The organism is Actinocorallia libanotica, assembly GCF_039525175.1.
GTDB classification, from domain to species: Bacteria; Actinomycetota; Actinomycetes; order Streptosporangiales; family Streptosporangiaceae; genus Actinocorallia; species Actinocorallia libanotica.
The window spans coordinates 57,356-69,788 of record NZ_BAAAHH010000014.1; the positions used below are offsets into that span (position 1 = coordinate 57,356).

A 12,433-nucleotide genomic window follows, 5' to 3' on the forward strand; every position below is an offset into this window, starting at 1 on the left:
TTCAGTCGTGGATGGTGATCGTGGTGTTGGGGGGCACGCGGTCGCCGGGGCGGGGCTGCTGCTCGATGACCCGGCCGCTGTTCAGGCGGTGCTGCACGTTGACCTGGAAACCGCGCTCCTGCAGCTTCTGGACGGCCTCGTCGACGGCGCGCCCCAGCATCCACGGGACCTGGACGTTGCCCTGGCCGTCGGGGCCGTCGTCGCAGAACGGGTTGATGGCCGAGAGGAAGCAGCTCTCCTTCTTGTTGACGCCCAGGGTCACCGCGTCGCCCGGCTTGAGCAGGGTGCCCGGCGCCGGGTTCTGCCACAGGATGGAGCCGTCCTCCTTGGCCGGGTCGGTCTGCGTCTGCTCGTAGATCGGCAGGTCGCCGTTCAGCTGGCCCTTGAGGTCCTCGAGCAGGCCGTAGGCCTCGTCCTTCGACTTGCCCGACAGGTCGGGCATGGCCAGGCCGCTGCTGACGAACAGCACGAGCGGCTCGTCCCTGGCGTGCTCGGTGCCGGCCTTGGGGTCGGTGCCCAGGGCCATGCCCTCGGCGGCGGCGCCCGGCTTCTTCTCCTCGGTGAGGGAGACGAAGTCCTTGAGCGCCTCGCGCGCCTGCTCGGCCGACTGCCCCGCCACGTCGGGGACCTTGCGGGGGGTGAGGCCGCGGGAGAGCACCAGCGTGACGGTCTCGCCGGGGTCGACCTTGCTGCCGACGCCCGGGGCGACCGAGGCGACGGCGCCCTTGCGCGCGGTCTCGGAGTACTCCCGCTCGTCGGAGATCTCGTACGCGATGCCCTCGGCCTGCAGCGCCTCCACGGCGTCGGCCTGGCTCATGCCGATGATCTTCGGCACGTGGTCGTACTTGCCCGACACCTGGTACCAGGTCGCCCAGCCGATCACCATGGACGCGATGACGCCCAGGGTCACCAGCACGAACTTGCCGGTGATGAAGTGCAGGACCCGGTCGAACAGCATGACCGGTTCCTGCGGCGGCTCCTCGGGGACCATGGCGCGCGGCATGACGGTGGTATGCCCGCCGGGCGGCAGGGTGGAGTGCACGCTCGGCAGCACGCTCGTGCTGCCGTCCGGCGGGAGGGAGCCCGGCGGGACGGTGCCCGGCAGCGGACCCCTCGGCAGCGAGCCGCCGGGCAGCGAGCCGCTCTGCGAGGGCAGGCCCGGCACCCCCAGCACGGAGGTGGCGTTGTCGGGGGAGGCGGGGTGGCCCGGTGAGGCCGGAAGCTCCAGGGAGGGGTCGGTCAGCAGCGCGTGGAAGTGGTCGGCGTCGGCGGGGCGGCCCGCCGGGTCCTTGCTGGTCGCCGCGACCACCAGCGCGTCGATCCGCGGCGGGACGCCGGGCACCAGCTGGGACGGCAGCGGGATCTGCTCGTTGACGTGCCGCCAGGCCACCTGCAGCGGGGTCTCGCCGACGTGCGGCTGGCGGCCGGTGAGCAGCTCGAACAGCAGGATGCCCGCCGCGTACACGTCGGTGCGGGTGTCGGACCGGCCGGTGACGACCTGCTCGGGCGCCATGTAGGCGACCGTGCCGATGATCATGCCGGTCTTGGTCTGCTTGCTGTCGGTCTCGGCGCGGGCCAGGCCGAAGTCGGCGACCTTGACCTGCCCGTCGACGCTCAGCAGCACGTTCTCGGGCTTGATGTCGCGGTGGATCAGCCCGGCCCGGTGGGCGGCGCCCAGCGCGGACAGGACCGGGGCCATGATCTCCAGGGCGTCGCCGACCGGCAGCCGCCCGCGCTCGTCCAGCAGGTCGCGCAGGGTGCGGCCGGGCAGGTACTCCATGGTCAGGTAGGTGTGCGCGCCGTGGGAGCCCTGGTCGTACACCGCCACCACGTTCGGGTGGGACAGCGCCGCCGCGGACTTGGCCTCGCCCATGAACCGGCGGACGAACTCGTCGTCCTGCGCCAGGTGGGGGTGCATCACCTTGAGGGCGATCACCCGCTTGAGCTTGAGGTCGTGGCCCACGTAGACGGTGGCCATGCCGCCGCGCGCGACCTTGGCGTCGACGCGGTACCGCTCGTCGAGTACCTGCCCGACGAGCGGGTCCACTGCTGTCGCGTCCACCCGGGCAGTCTACGGGCGAAACGGACTACTCCCCATCGCTCTGCGGGACTACCTCGCGGCCGTTCCGCAACCGTGACAGTCGGGCGGAACGGCCGCGCGGGAGGGTCCGCGCAGGTGGCGGACGGCCGGGTGCCTCTAAAGGCCGGTGGCGGCCAGGCCCGCGAAGGACGAGGACGCCTGGGCCAGCCGCCGCACGGGGATGCGCCCCGCCAGCCGCGCCGCGCGGCCCGCCTCGACGGCGTGGCGCATCGCGGCGGCCATCAGCGCCGGGCGCTGCGCGCGGGTGACGGCGGTGGCCAGCAGGACCGCGTCGCAGCCCAGCTCCATCGCCAGCGCGGCGTCGCTGGCCGTGCCGATCCCGGCGTCCAGGATCACCGGCACGCCCGCCCGCTCGACGATCAGTTCGATGTTGTGCGGGTTGCGGATGCCCATGCCCGAGCCGATGGGCGCGCCGAGCGGCATCACCGCCGCGCACCCGGCCTGCTCCAGGCGCTGGGCCAGCACCGGGTCGTCGTTGGTGTAGGGCAGCACCGTGAAACCGTCGGCCACCAGGCGCTCGGCGGCGTCCAGCAGCTCCACCGGGTCGGGCAGCAGGGTGTGCTCGTCGGCGATGACCTCCAGCTTCACCCAGGGGGTGCCCAGCGCCTCGCGGGCCAGCCGGGCGGTGAGGACGGCCTCGCCGGAGGTGAAGCAGCCCGCGGTGTTGGGCAGCACCCCGATGCCGTGCCGGTCCAGCACCTCCAGGACCGACCCCTTCGTCGCGGGGTCGACCCGGCGCATGGCCACGGTGGTCAGCTCGGTGCCCGAGGCCAGCAGCGCCTCCTCCAGCACGTGCAGGCTGGGCGCGCCGCCGGTGCCCATGACCAGCCGGGAGCCGAACTCCCGGCCCGCGATCACCAGCGGGTCGGCGGGTGCGGTGTGCGTCGTCTCCACGCTCAGCCTCCCTGGACCGCGGTGAGGATCTCCACCCGGTCGGCGGCGCGGACGGGGGTGGCGGCCCAGTCGGCGCGCGGCACCACCTCGTCGTTCACCGCCACCGCGACGCCGCGTCCGGCCGCGGTGAAGCGCGACACGGCCGTCTCGACGGTCGCGTCCTCGGGCAGGTCCTGTTCCCGTCCGTTGATCGTCACTCTCATCTGCTGCCTCCGGTGGGGGCGAATCGGTCGGCGCCGAACGGTCGTATCGCCTCCGGCGGCTCCTTGCCCTCCAGGAGGTCGGCGATCGCGTCGGCGGTGAGGGGGGTGAGAAGGATGCCGTTGCGGTAGTGGCCGGTGGCCGCGATCAGGCCGTCCGGCCCCGCGGGGCCCAGAAGGGGGGAGTTGTCGGGGGAGCCGGGCCGGAAGGAGGCGTTGACCTCCTTGAACTCCAGCTCGGTGACGCCGGGGAAGAGCGCGCGGGCGTCGCGCAGCAGCTCCCACAGGCCGCCCGCGGTGACCCGGGAGTCGAAGCCGAGCTCCTCCTGGGTGGCGCCGACGACCAGCTCGCCGTCCGGACGCGGCACCAGGTACAGCGAGAAGCCGCGCACCAGGCCCCGGGTGGCGCGGGTGAGGAAGGGGTAGGGGCTGTGCAGCCGCAGGATCTGGCCCTTCACGGGCCGGACGGGCAGGTCCGCCAGGTCCGCCGACCAGCTTCCGGCCGCCACGACGACGCGGTCGGCGGCCAGGACGCCGCCGTCCTCCAGCCGCACGCCGCGCACCGCGCCGCCCTCCACGACGATCTCGCGGACCTTCCGCCGCACGATCTCGACGTCCTCGCAGGCGGCGAGCAAGGCCCGCACCAGCCGCCTGGGGTCGACGGAGCCGTCGTCGGGGGCGAGGATGCCGCCGCGCACGGACGGCGCGAGCATCGGTTCGAGCCTGCGGCACTCCCGGCCGGTGAGCAGCTCGGTGCGCAGCCCCAGCGACTCCTGGAAGCGGTGCTGGTCGGTGAGGAAGGCCAGGTCGTCGCCGTCGTAGGCGACCGAGAGGTTGCCCTCCTTGCGGTAGCCGATGTCGACGCCGGTGCGCTCGGCGAGCTCCGCGGCGAACTCCGGGTAGCGGTCGCGGGAGTCGATGCCGAGCCGGAGCTGCTGCTCCTCGCCGTACTGCAGCTCCCCGACGGGCGTGAGCATCCCGGCCGCCACGTGGCTGGCGCCGCCTCCGGGCTCGGGGTCCACCAGGGTGACCGGCAGCCCCCGCTGGGACGCCCGCCAGGCGATGCCGAGGCCGACCGCCCCGGCGCCGATGACCACGATCAAGGTCCGCTCCCTTCGCCGGCATGATCCGGATCAGGTTCTGGCGGTCGGGAGGCCCGCTCCCCTCTCAGCCCGCGTTCCGGGCTCCCGCGCTTCGTACGGAGCCAGCGTATGCCCTGAGCAGTATTGATCGGATATCAGGGCATCCTGTAACCGTCGCCGGACAGGCCGGAAGTTAGGGTGTCCTGCCAGGAGAAGCGGAGTCTCGGAGGACCGAATGGAACGCGTGATCGTGGTCGGGGGCGGGCTGGCCGGCGTGCGCGCCGTGGAAGCGCTGCGGGCCAGGGGCTTCGGCGGGAGGCTCACCCTGGTCGGCGCGGAGCCGCACCGCCCCTACGACCGTCCGCCGCTGTCGAAGGCGGTCCTGGCGGGGGAGCGCGACGACACCACGGTCGACGCCTCCTGGGACGCGCTCGACTGCGAACTGCTGCTGGGGCATCGCGCGACCGGGCTGCGCGTGGAGGATCGCGTCCTGGAGACCACGGCGGGCGAGCTGCCGTACGACGGCCTGGTGATCGCCACCGGCGCGGAGACCGTCCGGCTGCCGGGGCCGGGCCGCCAGCACGTGATCCGCACCCTCGACGACGCGCTGGAGCTGCGCGCGCTGCTGGTCCCCGGCGCCCGCGTGGTGATCGTCGGCGCGGGCTGGATCGGCGCGGAGGCCGCCACGACGGCGGCGAAGCTGGGCTGCGAGGTCACCGTGCTGGAGGCCGCGCCCGCGCCGCTGGCCGCCGCGCTCGGCCCCGAGCTGGGCGCGCTGACCGTCCCCTGGTACGCCGAGGCGGGCGTCACACTGCGCTGCGGGGTCAAGGTCTCCTCGATCGAGGAGGGCGGCGTCGCGCTGGTGGACGGGGAGTTCCTGGCCGCCGACGCGGTGGTCGTCGGCATCGGGGTGCGGCCCTCCCTGGACTGGGTGAGCGGCCTGGAGCTGGCGGACGGCGTGGTGGTGGACGCCTCGCTGCGCACCGCCCGCCCGGAGATCGTCGCGGTCGGCGACTGCGCGGCCTGGTGGTCCGACCGCTACGGGAAGCGGCTGCGGGTGGAGCACTGGGACGCGGCGCTCAACGCCCCGGACGTGGCGGCGGCCTCGCTGCTGGGCGAGGAGGCCGTCTACGACGACCCGCCGTACTTCTGGTCCGAGCAGTTCGGCCGGATGGTGCAGTACGCCGGGCACCACCCGGGCGCCGAGCGGATGGTCGTGCGGGGCGACCCGGCGAACGAGCGCTCCTGGTCGGTCTTCTGGCTCGACGGCGACGTGCTGCGGGCGGTCCTGACCGTGGCCTCGCCGCGCGACTTCATGCAGGCGCGCAGGCTCCTGACCGCGGGCACCCCGGTGGACGCGGAGAAGCTCACCGACCTCTCGGTTCCCGTGCGGAACACGGCTCTGGCTGTTTCGTAGGTCCCGGGAGATGGTAGACACGGAAACGTGACGAAGACGCACGTTGACATCGATCCGGAACTTGATGCCCTGGTGGGCGAATGGCTCAGTCCGGTCCAGGCGGCGCAGGCCGCGGGACTCCCGGCGGGCCGGGTGAAGCAGTGGGTCAAGGAGGGCAAGCTGCTGGCCGCCTACCGGCAGTCCGGGGGCGGCCCGCAGGTGCCGGCCGCCTTCCTGGACGCCGGACAGGTGGTCAAGGGACTGCCCGGCACCCTGACGCTCCTGTCGGACGCGGGCTTCGACGACGCCGCCGCGCTGCGCTGGCTGTTCACCGCCGACGACACCCTGCCCGGCACCCCGATCCAGGCGCTCCGCGAGAACCGGGGCACCGAGATCCGCCGCAGGGCCCAGGCGCTGGCCTTCTGATGCCGCTGCTGACGACCGACCGGGCGGTGGCGCTGCGCCGCCGCCTGGACGCCGCCCGCCTCTACCTGTGCACCGACTCCCGCTCGGCGCGGGGCGATCTTCCGGAGTTCCTCGACGCCGTCCTGGCGGGCGGGGTGGACATCGTCCAGCTCCGGGAGAAGGGCATGGAGGCGCGGCACGAGATCGAGGTGCTGAAGGTCTTCCGGGAGGCCTGCGACCGGCACGGCGCCCTGCTGGCGGTCAACGACCGCGCCGACGTGGCGTTCGCGGTGAAGGCCGACGTGCTGCACCTGGGCCAGGACGACCTGCCCGTGGAGGTCGCCCGGCACATCGTCGGCGAGGACATCCTCATCGGCCGCTCCACCCACTCGGCGGAGCAGGCGGCCGCGGCCGCCGAGGAGCCGGGCGTCGACTACTTCGCGGTGGGCCCGGTGTGGCCCACGGCCACCAAGCCCGGCCGTCCGGCGGCGGGCCTGGAGCCGCTCGCCTCGGCGGCCGCGGGCGGCACCCGCCCGTGGTTCGCCATCGGCGGCATCGACGCGGGCAACCTCGACCGGGTGCTGGCCGCCGGGGCCACCCGGGTGGTGGTGGTGCGGGCGCTGACCGAGGCCGTCGATCCGGGCAGGGCGGCGCGCGGGCTGGCCGACCGGCTGCACGGGCGATAATGGGAGGCATGGACCCCAAGACCACGGATCCGCGGGCCGCGGAGCGCCCGCTGCTGTCCGACCGCTCGTCCGACGACCAGGACGCGGGCTGGGACTGGCGGGAGGACTCCGGCAACGACGACAGGCTGCGCGAGGACGTGCCCCCGCACTGGTGACGCGGAACGCCTGAACGATAAGGCGGAATGCTGATATGTATGCATTCCGCCTTATCCTTCTGGCCGGAGTGTGCTCAGGTGCAGACCAAACAGGTAAAGACCGGGTCCGACACCCCGCTGCGTCCCGGCGACCCCCGCCGGGTGGGCGGGTACACCCTGACCGGAAGGCTCGGCGAAGGCGGCCAGGGCGTGGTCTACCTCGCCCACGACCGCGAGGGCGCCCAGGTGGCGATCAAGCTCCTCAAGGGCGGCGCCGCCGCGGGCACCCGGGCACGGGCGCGCTTCACCAAGGAAGCGGCCGCCGCGCGCCGGGTGCAGGCGCCCCAGATCGCCCGCCTCCTCGACGCCCGCGTCACCGGCGACCGCCCCTACCTCGTCAGCGAGTACGTGCGGGGCCGCACCCTCCAGGAGGTCGTGGCCGCCGACGGGCCGCTGCGCGGGGCGGAGCTGCGCAAGACGGCCCTGCGCACCGCGGCCGCGCTCAACGCGATGCACAAGGCCGAGATCGTGCACCGGGACTTCAAGCCCGGCAACGTGGTGCTCGGGCCGCGCGGCGCCAAGGTGATCGACTTCGGGGTGGCGCGGCTGCTGGACGGCGGCACCCCGCTCACCTCCCGCCCCGTGGGCACCCCCGCCTACATGTCGCCCGAGCAGATCGAGGACCTGCCGGTGGGGCCCAAGTCCGACGTCTTCTCCTGGGGCGCGACCATGGTCTACGCGGCGACCGGGCGCCCGCCCTTCGGCGGCGGCACCGACGCCGCGGTCATGCGCCGCATCACCGACCGCGAACCGGACCTGGGCGCGCTGCGCGGCGGCCTGCGCGGCCTGGTCGCCCGCTGCCTGGACAAGGAGCCCGCGGCGCGCCCGACCGCGGCGGAGATCGCCAGGTTCCTGCGGGCGGAGGCGGCGCCCCCGGCCCGCAAGGCCGCGAAGGTGCCGCGCTACCGGTCGAGCATGATCATCGCGCTGGGCGCGGTGATGGCGCTCGGCTTCGCGCTGGGGCTGATGATCGGCCACTGAGCGGGCCCGCCGCCGGGCCCGCCGGGCTCAGCGCCGGTGCGTCAGCGCCAGCAGGGTGGCGGTGCTGCCGTCGGGGGAGAGGTGGAGGGCCGGCCGCTCGTCGGCCGGGACGAAGCCCTCCTGGCCGTAGAACTCCAGCACGTGCTCGTCCGTCGAGCGCACGTGCAGCCACACCTGCTGGGCGGCGTGCTGGCCGTAGGCGCGTTCCAGCAGCGCGCGCAGGAGCATGCGGGCCAGCCCGTCGCCGACCCACTCGTGGGACAGCGCGACCCGCCGCAGCTCCACCCGCGGCGAGCCGATCCCGGACAGGACCGCGAACCCCACGGCCTGGGCGCGGATCTCGGCCAGGAGGTGCTCCTGCGCCGGATCCTCGAAGGCCTGCTCGTGCCAGGCGCGCCCGGTCTCGTTCCCCCAGGTGACGCTCCGCGCCGTCTCCCGGTGCTCGTCGATCGCCACGACCCGGTGGATCTCGGGTCTGCTCGTCGGCCTGATAGTGAACACACTTCAGATTTAGCACATGGCGGCGAGTCGCGCAGGCTCGGTGATCTGCGGCCAGTGCCCGGTGGGCAGTTCCAGGAAGGTCCACTCCGGCCCCGCCAGCTCCGCGAAGGCCGGCGCCGTGCCGATCATGGACCGCACGGCGGCGAGCGGGATCGTGCAGCAGATCATCGTCTTGGGCAGGGCGGGGCGCTCCGCCGGGCGGACGAGCGGCTGGGTCGCCGCCCCGAACGGCTCGGGCGTGGCGTGCGCGAGGACGTGCGCGCGCTGCTCGTCGGTGAACCCGGCGTCCGCGAAGTCCGGTACCGGGATGGTGAAGCCGTCGCCCACCGCCGCGCGGACCGCGGCCTGCTCCTCCGGCTCCTGGAAGTCGATCTGCGCCATGCCCGACGGGAGCGGCGCGGTGTCGACGTACACCACGCGGGCCAGCCGCTCGGGGACGCGGTCGGCCACCGCCGTGACGGGCATGGCCGCGCCGCTGTGCCCGACGAGCACGACGTCGCGCCGGTCGCCGATGACGTCCAGGATGTCCTGGGCGTGGGTGTCCACGTCCACCTCCGGGGAGGCCTCCGCGGCCCGCTCGGCCAGTCCGGTGAGCGTCACCGGCAGGACCTCGTGGCCCTGCCCGCGCAGCACCGCCGCCACCTCGTCCCACGCCCACGCGCCGAGCCAGAAACCGGGGACCAGAACGTACGTCGCCATTCTTCGTGCACCTTCCTCGTGTGTTCGCCGCCCTCCTTCCGGGCGGTGATCCGAAGGTAGGGTGATTACCGGACAGAACCTGTCCGGTAAGGAGATGTGTGCCATGTCACATCCCACCACCCGGGTGCTGACGCTGCTGGAACTGCTCCAGGCGCACCACCGGATGGGCGGCGCCGAGCTGGCCGAACGGCTCGGCGTGGACGAGCGGACCGTCCGGCGGTACGCGCGGCGCCTCGACGAGCTCGGCATCCCCGTCGTCGCCGAACGCGGCAGATACGGCGGCTACCGGCTGATGCCCGGCTACAAGCTGCCGCCGCTGATGCTGAACGACGACGAGGCGACGGCGACGGTGCTCGGCCTGCTGGCCGCGCGCCGGCTCGGACTGGCCGCGACGGCGGCGGAGGCCGCGCTCGCCAAGGTGAGGCGGGTGCTCCCCGCCGCACTGGGGGAGCGGGTGGAGGCGCTGCGGGAGACCCTGGGATTCACCCTCGCCGAGCGCCAGGCCGTCACACCGGACGCGGACAAGGTGCTCGGCCTCGCCTCGGCCGTGCGGGAACGGCGGCGCGTGGTGCTCCGGTACCGCTCGTACCAGGGCGCCGAGACCGAACGCGAACTCGACGCCTACGGGATCGTGTTCCACTCCGGCCGCTGGTACGTGACGGGACACGACCACCGCTCGTCCGAGACGCGCACCTTCCGGTTGGACAGGGTGCTCTCGGTGACTCCCGGAACGGCCACCTATGAGATCCCCGCGGACGCCGATCCCGTCCAGCACGTCACCAGGTCGCTGGCGAACGTGCCTTATATGCACCGGGTGGAAGTGGTCGTGCACGCGCCTCTGGAGGAGCTGAGAAAGCGCCTCCCGCCTTCGGTGGGCACGTTGACGGCCGTCGAAGGCGGAACGCTTCTACAGGCCCGTGCGGACTCCCTGGACGGAATGGCGGCCCTGCTCGCCGGTCTCGGCGGCCGTTTCACCGTCCAGGAGCCGCCGGAACTGGCGGAGGCAGTACGGCGGCTGGCGGCCGCGCTGCTGGAGAGCGTCAGAACAACCAGCTCAGCCAGTCCCGCTTGAAGCGCTGGCGGACCCTCTCCAGCGTCAAGGGGCGCTGCGCCGGCTCCCGGGCGGCCCAGCCCTGCTCGTGCAGCCTCTTCAGCTCCTTGCGCAGGGCGCGCTTCACCTTCCGGGACTCGCTCCACGCGCCGACCCGTCCGATCTTCGCGACGAACTCCTCCTCCGGATCGGGGCCGCGCAGGACCTCCACCATCCGTTCGAGGGCGTGCTGGTCACCGCGGACGACCAGCCGGGAGAGCGCGCTCCCGTAGACGGCCGGGTCGGAGGAGTTGAGCAGGCGGGGCAGCAGGGCGTCGATCTGCGGGTGCGAGTCGAGCGACCACAGCAGCCTGTCGGCGGCCTCGCGCCGCACCGGACGCGCGGAATGCTCCAGCAGCTCCGTCAGCACGCCGATGACGCGCTCGCGCGTGACGGGGTTGAAGCCGTCCCAGTCGTGCAGGCGGGCCAGCGAATGCAGGACGCCCGCCGCGGTCTCCGGATCCTGGTGGTGCAGGATCCACAGGTACTCCTCCAGCGCCCGCTCGCTCAGCCGGGCGTCCTCGAGGGACTCCAGGACGTAGACCGCGGCGAGGGCGACCCCGGGATGGGGGTGGCGCAGGAAGGGGAAGACCTCGTCGGCGGCCTCGAACACCGCGAAGAACTCATAGGCGTCGAGCAGGGCCTCCAGAACGAACGGATCGTGCCGCCACCGGGCGAACAACCCGCGCAGGAACGGTTCGAGAGCCGGGTCGTCCTCGTCGCCCAGCACGTTGATCGCGGCGATGGCCTGCCGGGGATCGTCGCTCCGGCACGCGATCAGAACGTCCTGGAGGTGCTGGTCCTGGGCTTTCAGGGGAGGGTGCTGGGCTGCCACGCGTCACCTTTCGGGTCCGGTGGCGGGGGACGAACCGTATGACGCGCCTCGGGCGGAAGAGGTTCCCGTGCGGCCCGTGGGAGAGAGGTCGGGCCGCACGGGAAGAACGGGGGTCAGCGGGTGGGCTTCTTGTAGACCGCGACGGCGCAGGCGCTGCCGAGGCCGATGTTGTGCTGCAGCGCCACCTGGGCGCCCTCCACCTGGCGGGCGTCGGCCTTGCCGCGCAGCTGCCAGGTCAGCTCGGCGCACTGGGCGATGCCGGTCGCGCCCAGCGGGTGGCCCTTGGAGATGAGGCCGCCGGAGGGGTTGACGACCCACTTGCCGCCGTAGGTGGTGGCCTGGGCGTCGATGAGCTTGTGCGCCTCGCCGATCTCGGCCATGCCCAGCGCCTCGTAGGTGATGAGCTCGTTGGCGCTGAAGCAGTCGTGCAGCTCGATGACGTCGACGTCGTCGATGGCGACCTCGGCCTCGTCCATGGCCTTCTTGGCCGCCCGCTGGGAGCAGCCGAAGCCGACCACGTTGATGGACGACTTGTCCTCGAAGCTGTCGGGGGTGTCGGTGGAGATGTACTGGCCGGCGATCTCGATCGCCCGGTCCCACAGGTCGTGCTCGTCGACGAACCGCTCGCTGGCCACGATCGCGGCGGCGGCGCCGTCGGAGGTGGGGGAGCACTGCAGCTTGGTCAGCGGCTCGAAGATCATCGGCGCGTTCTGGATCTCCTCCAGGGTGTACTCGTCCTGGAACTGCGCGTACGGGTTGTTGGTGGAGTGCTTGTGGTTCTTCCACCCGATCCACGCGAAGTGCTCGAGCTGGGAGCCGTACTTCTCCATGTGCTCGCGGCCCGCGTTGCCGAACATCTGCGGCATCGGCGCCGCGGCCTCCCAGCCGCCGCGCCCCTCGACCATCGCCCGCAGGTGGTGGTCGATGATGGTGACCTTGGAGCTCTCCATGCCCGCGCCCAGCGAGCCCTTCTGCATCTTCTCCATGCCCAGGGCGAGCGTGCAGTCCGCCAGGCCGCCCCGGATCGCGTTGCGCGCCAGGAACAGCGCGGACGAGCCCGTCGCGCAGGCGTTGGCGACCGTCATCACCGGGATGCCCGTCATGCCGGTCTCGTACAGGGCGCGCTGCCCCATCGACCCGTACATCGACCCGGCGTACGCCTGCTCGACCTTCTCGTAGGCGATCCCCGCGTCCGCCAGGGCCTTGCCCACGGCCTCCTTGGCCATGTCCGGGTACTCCCAGTCCCGGGAGCCCGGCTTCTCGAACTTGGTCATCCCGACCCCGACCACGAACACCCGACCGGCCATGCGCTCACTCCTCGATCACGGGTCCGTGCGACCCGAAACGGATTCGGTCCCCGAGCATAGAC

14 protein-coding genes and 1 riboswitch are annotated in these 12,433 nt (G+C 73.0%); of the genes, 6 read left to right on the forward strand and 8 right to left on the reverse strand.

Features of this window, described 5'->3' with window-relative positions:
• Position 1: 1 nt before the first annotated feature.
• The 4 genes from ABD140_RS18280 to thiO form a co-directional block, all read right to left on the reverse strand.
• The gene (locus tag ABD140_RS18280) at positions 2–2,062 is read right to left on the reverse strand and encodes a PASTA domain-containing protein (protein ID WP_344242065.1); all 2,061 of its coding nucleotides are present in this window, start codon (positions 2,060–2,062) and stop codon (positions 2–4) included.
• Between the two features lie 135 nt (positions 2,063–2,197).
• Positions 2,198–3,001, reverse strand: a complete 804-nt coding sequence (locus ABD140_RS18285) for a thiazole synthase (protein WP_425544130.1) — start codon at positions 2,999–3,001, stop codon at positions 2,198–2,200.
• Positions 2,998–3,198, reverse strand: a complete 201-nt coding sequence (gene thiS / locus ABD140_RS18290) for a sulfur carrier protein ThiS (RefSeq protein WP_344242067.1) — start codon at positions 3,196–3,198, stop codon at positions 2,998–3,000. The genes ABD140_RS18285 and thiS overlap by 4 nt, the downstream gene beginning before the upstream one ends.
• Positions 3,195–4,298 carry a glycine oxidase ThiO gene (thiO, locus tag ABD140_RS18295; protein ID WP_425544129.1) on the reverse strand — a complete coding sequence of 368 codons (1,104 nt, stop codon included), beginning with the start codon at positions 4,296–4,298 and terminating at the stop codon, positions 3,195–3,197. The genes thiS and thiO overlap by 4 nt, the downstream gene beginning before the upstream one ends.
• Positions 4,289–4,396: riboswitch (TPP riboswitch) on the reverse strand. It overlaps the preceding gene by 10 nt.
• 116 nt (positions 4,397–4,512) lie before the next feature.
• On the opposite strand from thiO, the gene ABD140_RS18300 reads away from it, so the two are divergent.
• The 5 genes from ABD140_RS18300 to ABD140_RS18320 all read left to right on the forward strand — a co-directional run bounded on the left by ABD140_RS18300 (position 4,513) and on the right by ABD140_RS18320 (position 7,939).
• Positions 4,513–5,694, forward strand: a complete 1,182-nt coding sequence (locus tag ABD140_RS18300) for an NAD(P)/FAD-dependent oxidoreductase (RefSeq protein ID WP_344242068.1) — start codon at positions 4,513–4,515, stop codon at positions 5,692–5,694.
• Between the two features lie 27 nt (positions 5,695–5,721).
• A complete protein-coding gene (locus ABD140_RS18305; RefSeq protein ID WP_344242069.1) occupies positions 5,722–6,099 on the forward strand; it encodes an Rv2175c family DNA-binding protein in 378 nt (125 codons plus the stop codon).
• Positions 6,099–6,764 carry a thiamine phosphate synthase gene (gene thiE / locus ABD140_RS18310; protein WP_344242070.1) on the forward strand — a complete coding sequence of 222 codons (666 nt, stop codon included), beginning with the start codon at positions 6,099–6,101 and terminating at the stop codon, positions 6,762–6,764. Before ABD140_RS18305 ends, thiE begins: the two co-directional genes overlap by 1 nt.
• A gap of 8 nt (positions 6,765–6,772) precedes the next feature.
• Positions 6,773–6,919 (forward strand): hypothetical protein, encoded by a 147-nt coding sequence (locus ABD140_RS18315; RefSeq protein ID WP_344242071.1) that lies wholly within the window; start codon positions 6,773–6,775, stop codon positions 6,917–6,919.
• A 78-nt stretch (positions 6,920–6,997) separates the two neighbouring features.
• Positions 6,998–7,939 carry a serine/threonine-protein kinase gene (locus tag ABD140_RS18320; RefSeq protein WP_344242072.1) on the forward strand — a complete coding sequence of 314 codons (942 nt, stop codon included), beginning with the start codon at positions 6,998–7,000 and terminating at the stop codon, positions 7,937–7,939.
• Positions 7,940–7,966: 27 nt separating this feature from the next.
• Here the strand turns inward: ABD140_RS18320 and ABD140_RS18325 are convergent, their stop codons facing one another.
• Together ABD140_RS18325 and ABD140_RS18330 are read right to left on the reverse strand one after the other, a co-directional pair.
• Entirely contained in the window at positions 7,967–8,440 is a 474-nt protein-coding gene (locus ABD140_RS18325) for a GNAT family N-acetyltransferase (protein WP_344242073.1), read from the reverse strand.
• 9 nt (positions 8,441–8,449) lie between these two features.
• The gene (locus tag ABD140_RS18330; RefSeq protein ID WP_344242074.1) at positions 8,450–9,139 is read right to left on the reverse strand and encodes an alpha/beta fold hydrolase; all 690 of its coding nucleotides are present in this window, start codon (positions 9,137–9,139) and stop codon (positions 8,450–8,452) included.
• Positions 9,140–9,242: 103 nt separating this feature from the next.
• Between ABD140_RS18330 and ABD140_RS18335 the strand changes: the two genes are divergently transcribed.
• Positions 9,243–10,211, forward strand: coding sequence for a helix-turn-helix transcriptional regulator (locus ABD140_RS18335; protein ID WP_344242075.1), 969 nt, complete (start codon positions 9,243–9,245; stop codon positions 10,209–10,211).
• Here the strand turns inward: ABD140_RS18335 and ABD140_RS18340 are convergent.
• Positions 10,180–11,064, reverse strand: a complete 885-nt coding sequence (locus ABD140_RS18340; RefSeq protein ID WP_344242076.1) for a HEAT repeat domain-containing protein — start codon at positions 11,062–11,064, stop codon at positions 10,180–10,182. The genes ABD140_RS18335 and ABD140_RS18340 overlap by 32 nt on opposite strands.
• Positions 11,065–11,177: 113 nt before the next feature.
• Positions 11,178–12,371, reverse strand: a complete 1,194-nt coding sequence (locus ABD140_RS18345) for a lipid-transfer protein (protein WP_344242077.1) — start codon at positions 12,369–12,371, stop codon at positions 11,178–11,180.
• Positions 12,372–12,433 lie beyond the last annotated feature (62 nt).

What these genes read in the sequence shown, in the direction of transcription:
- ABD140_RS18315 (WP_344242071.1), top strand. Translation starts at nt 6,773, where the DNA reads ATGGACCCCAAGACCACGGATCCGCGGGCCGCGGAGCGCCCGCTGCTG.
- thiS (WP_344242067.1), bottom strand. Translation starts at nt 3,198, where the DNA reads ATGAGAGTGACGATCAACGGACGGGAACAGGACCTGCCCGAGGACGCG.
- ABD140_RS18330 (WP_344242074.1), bottom strand. Translation starts at nt 9,139, where the DNA reads ATGGCGACGTACGTTCTGGTCCCCGGTTTCTGGCTCGGCGCGTGGGCG.
- thiE (WP_344242070.1), top strand. Translation starts at nt 6,099, where the DNA reads ATGCCGCTGCTGACGACCGACCGGGCGGTGGCGCTGCGCCGCCGCCTG.
- ABD140_RS18345 (WP_344242077.1), bottom strand. Translation starts at nt 12,371, where the DNA reads ATGGCCGGTCGGGTGTTCGTGGTCGGGGTCGGGATGACCAAGTTCGAG.
- ABD140_RS18335 (WP_344242075.1), top strand. Translation starts at nt 9,243, where the DNA reads ATGTCACATCCCACCACCCGGGTGCTGACGCTGCTGGAACTGCTCCAG.
- ABD140_RS18300 (WP_344242068.1), top strand. Translation starts at nt 4,513, where the DNA reads ATGGAACGCGTGATCGTGGTCGGGGGCGGGCTGGCCGGCGTGCGCGCC.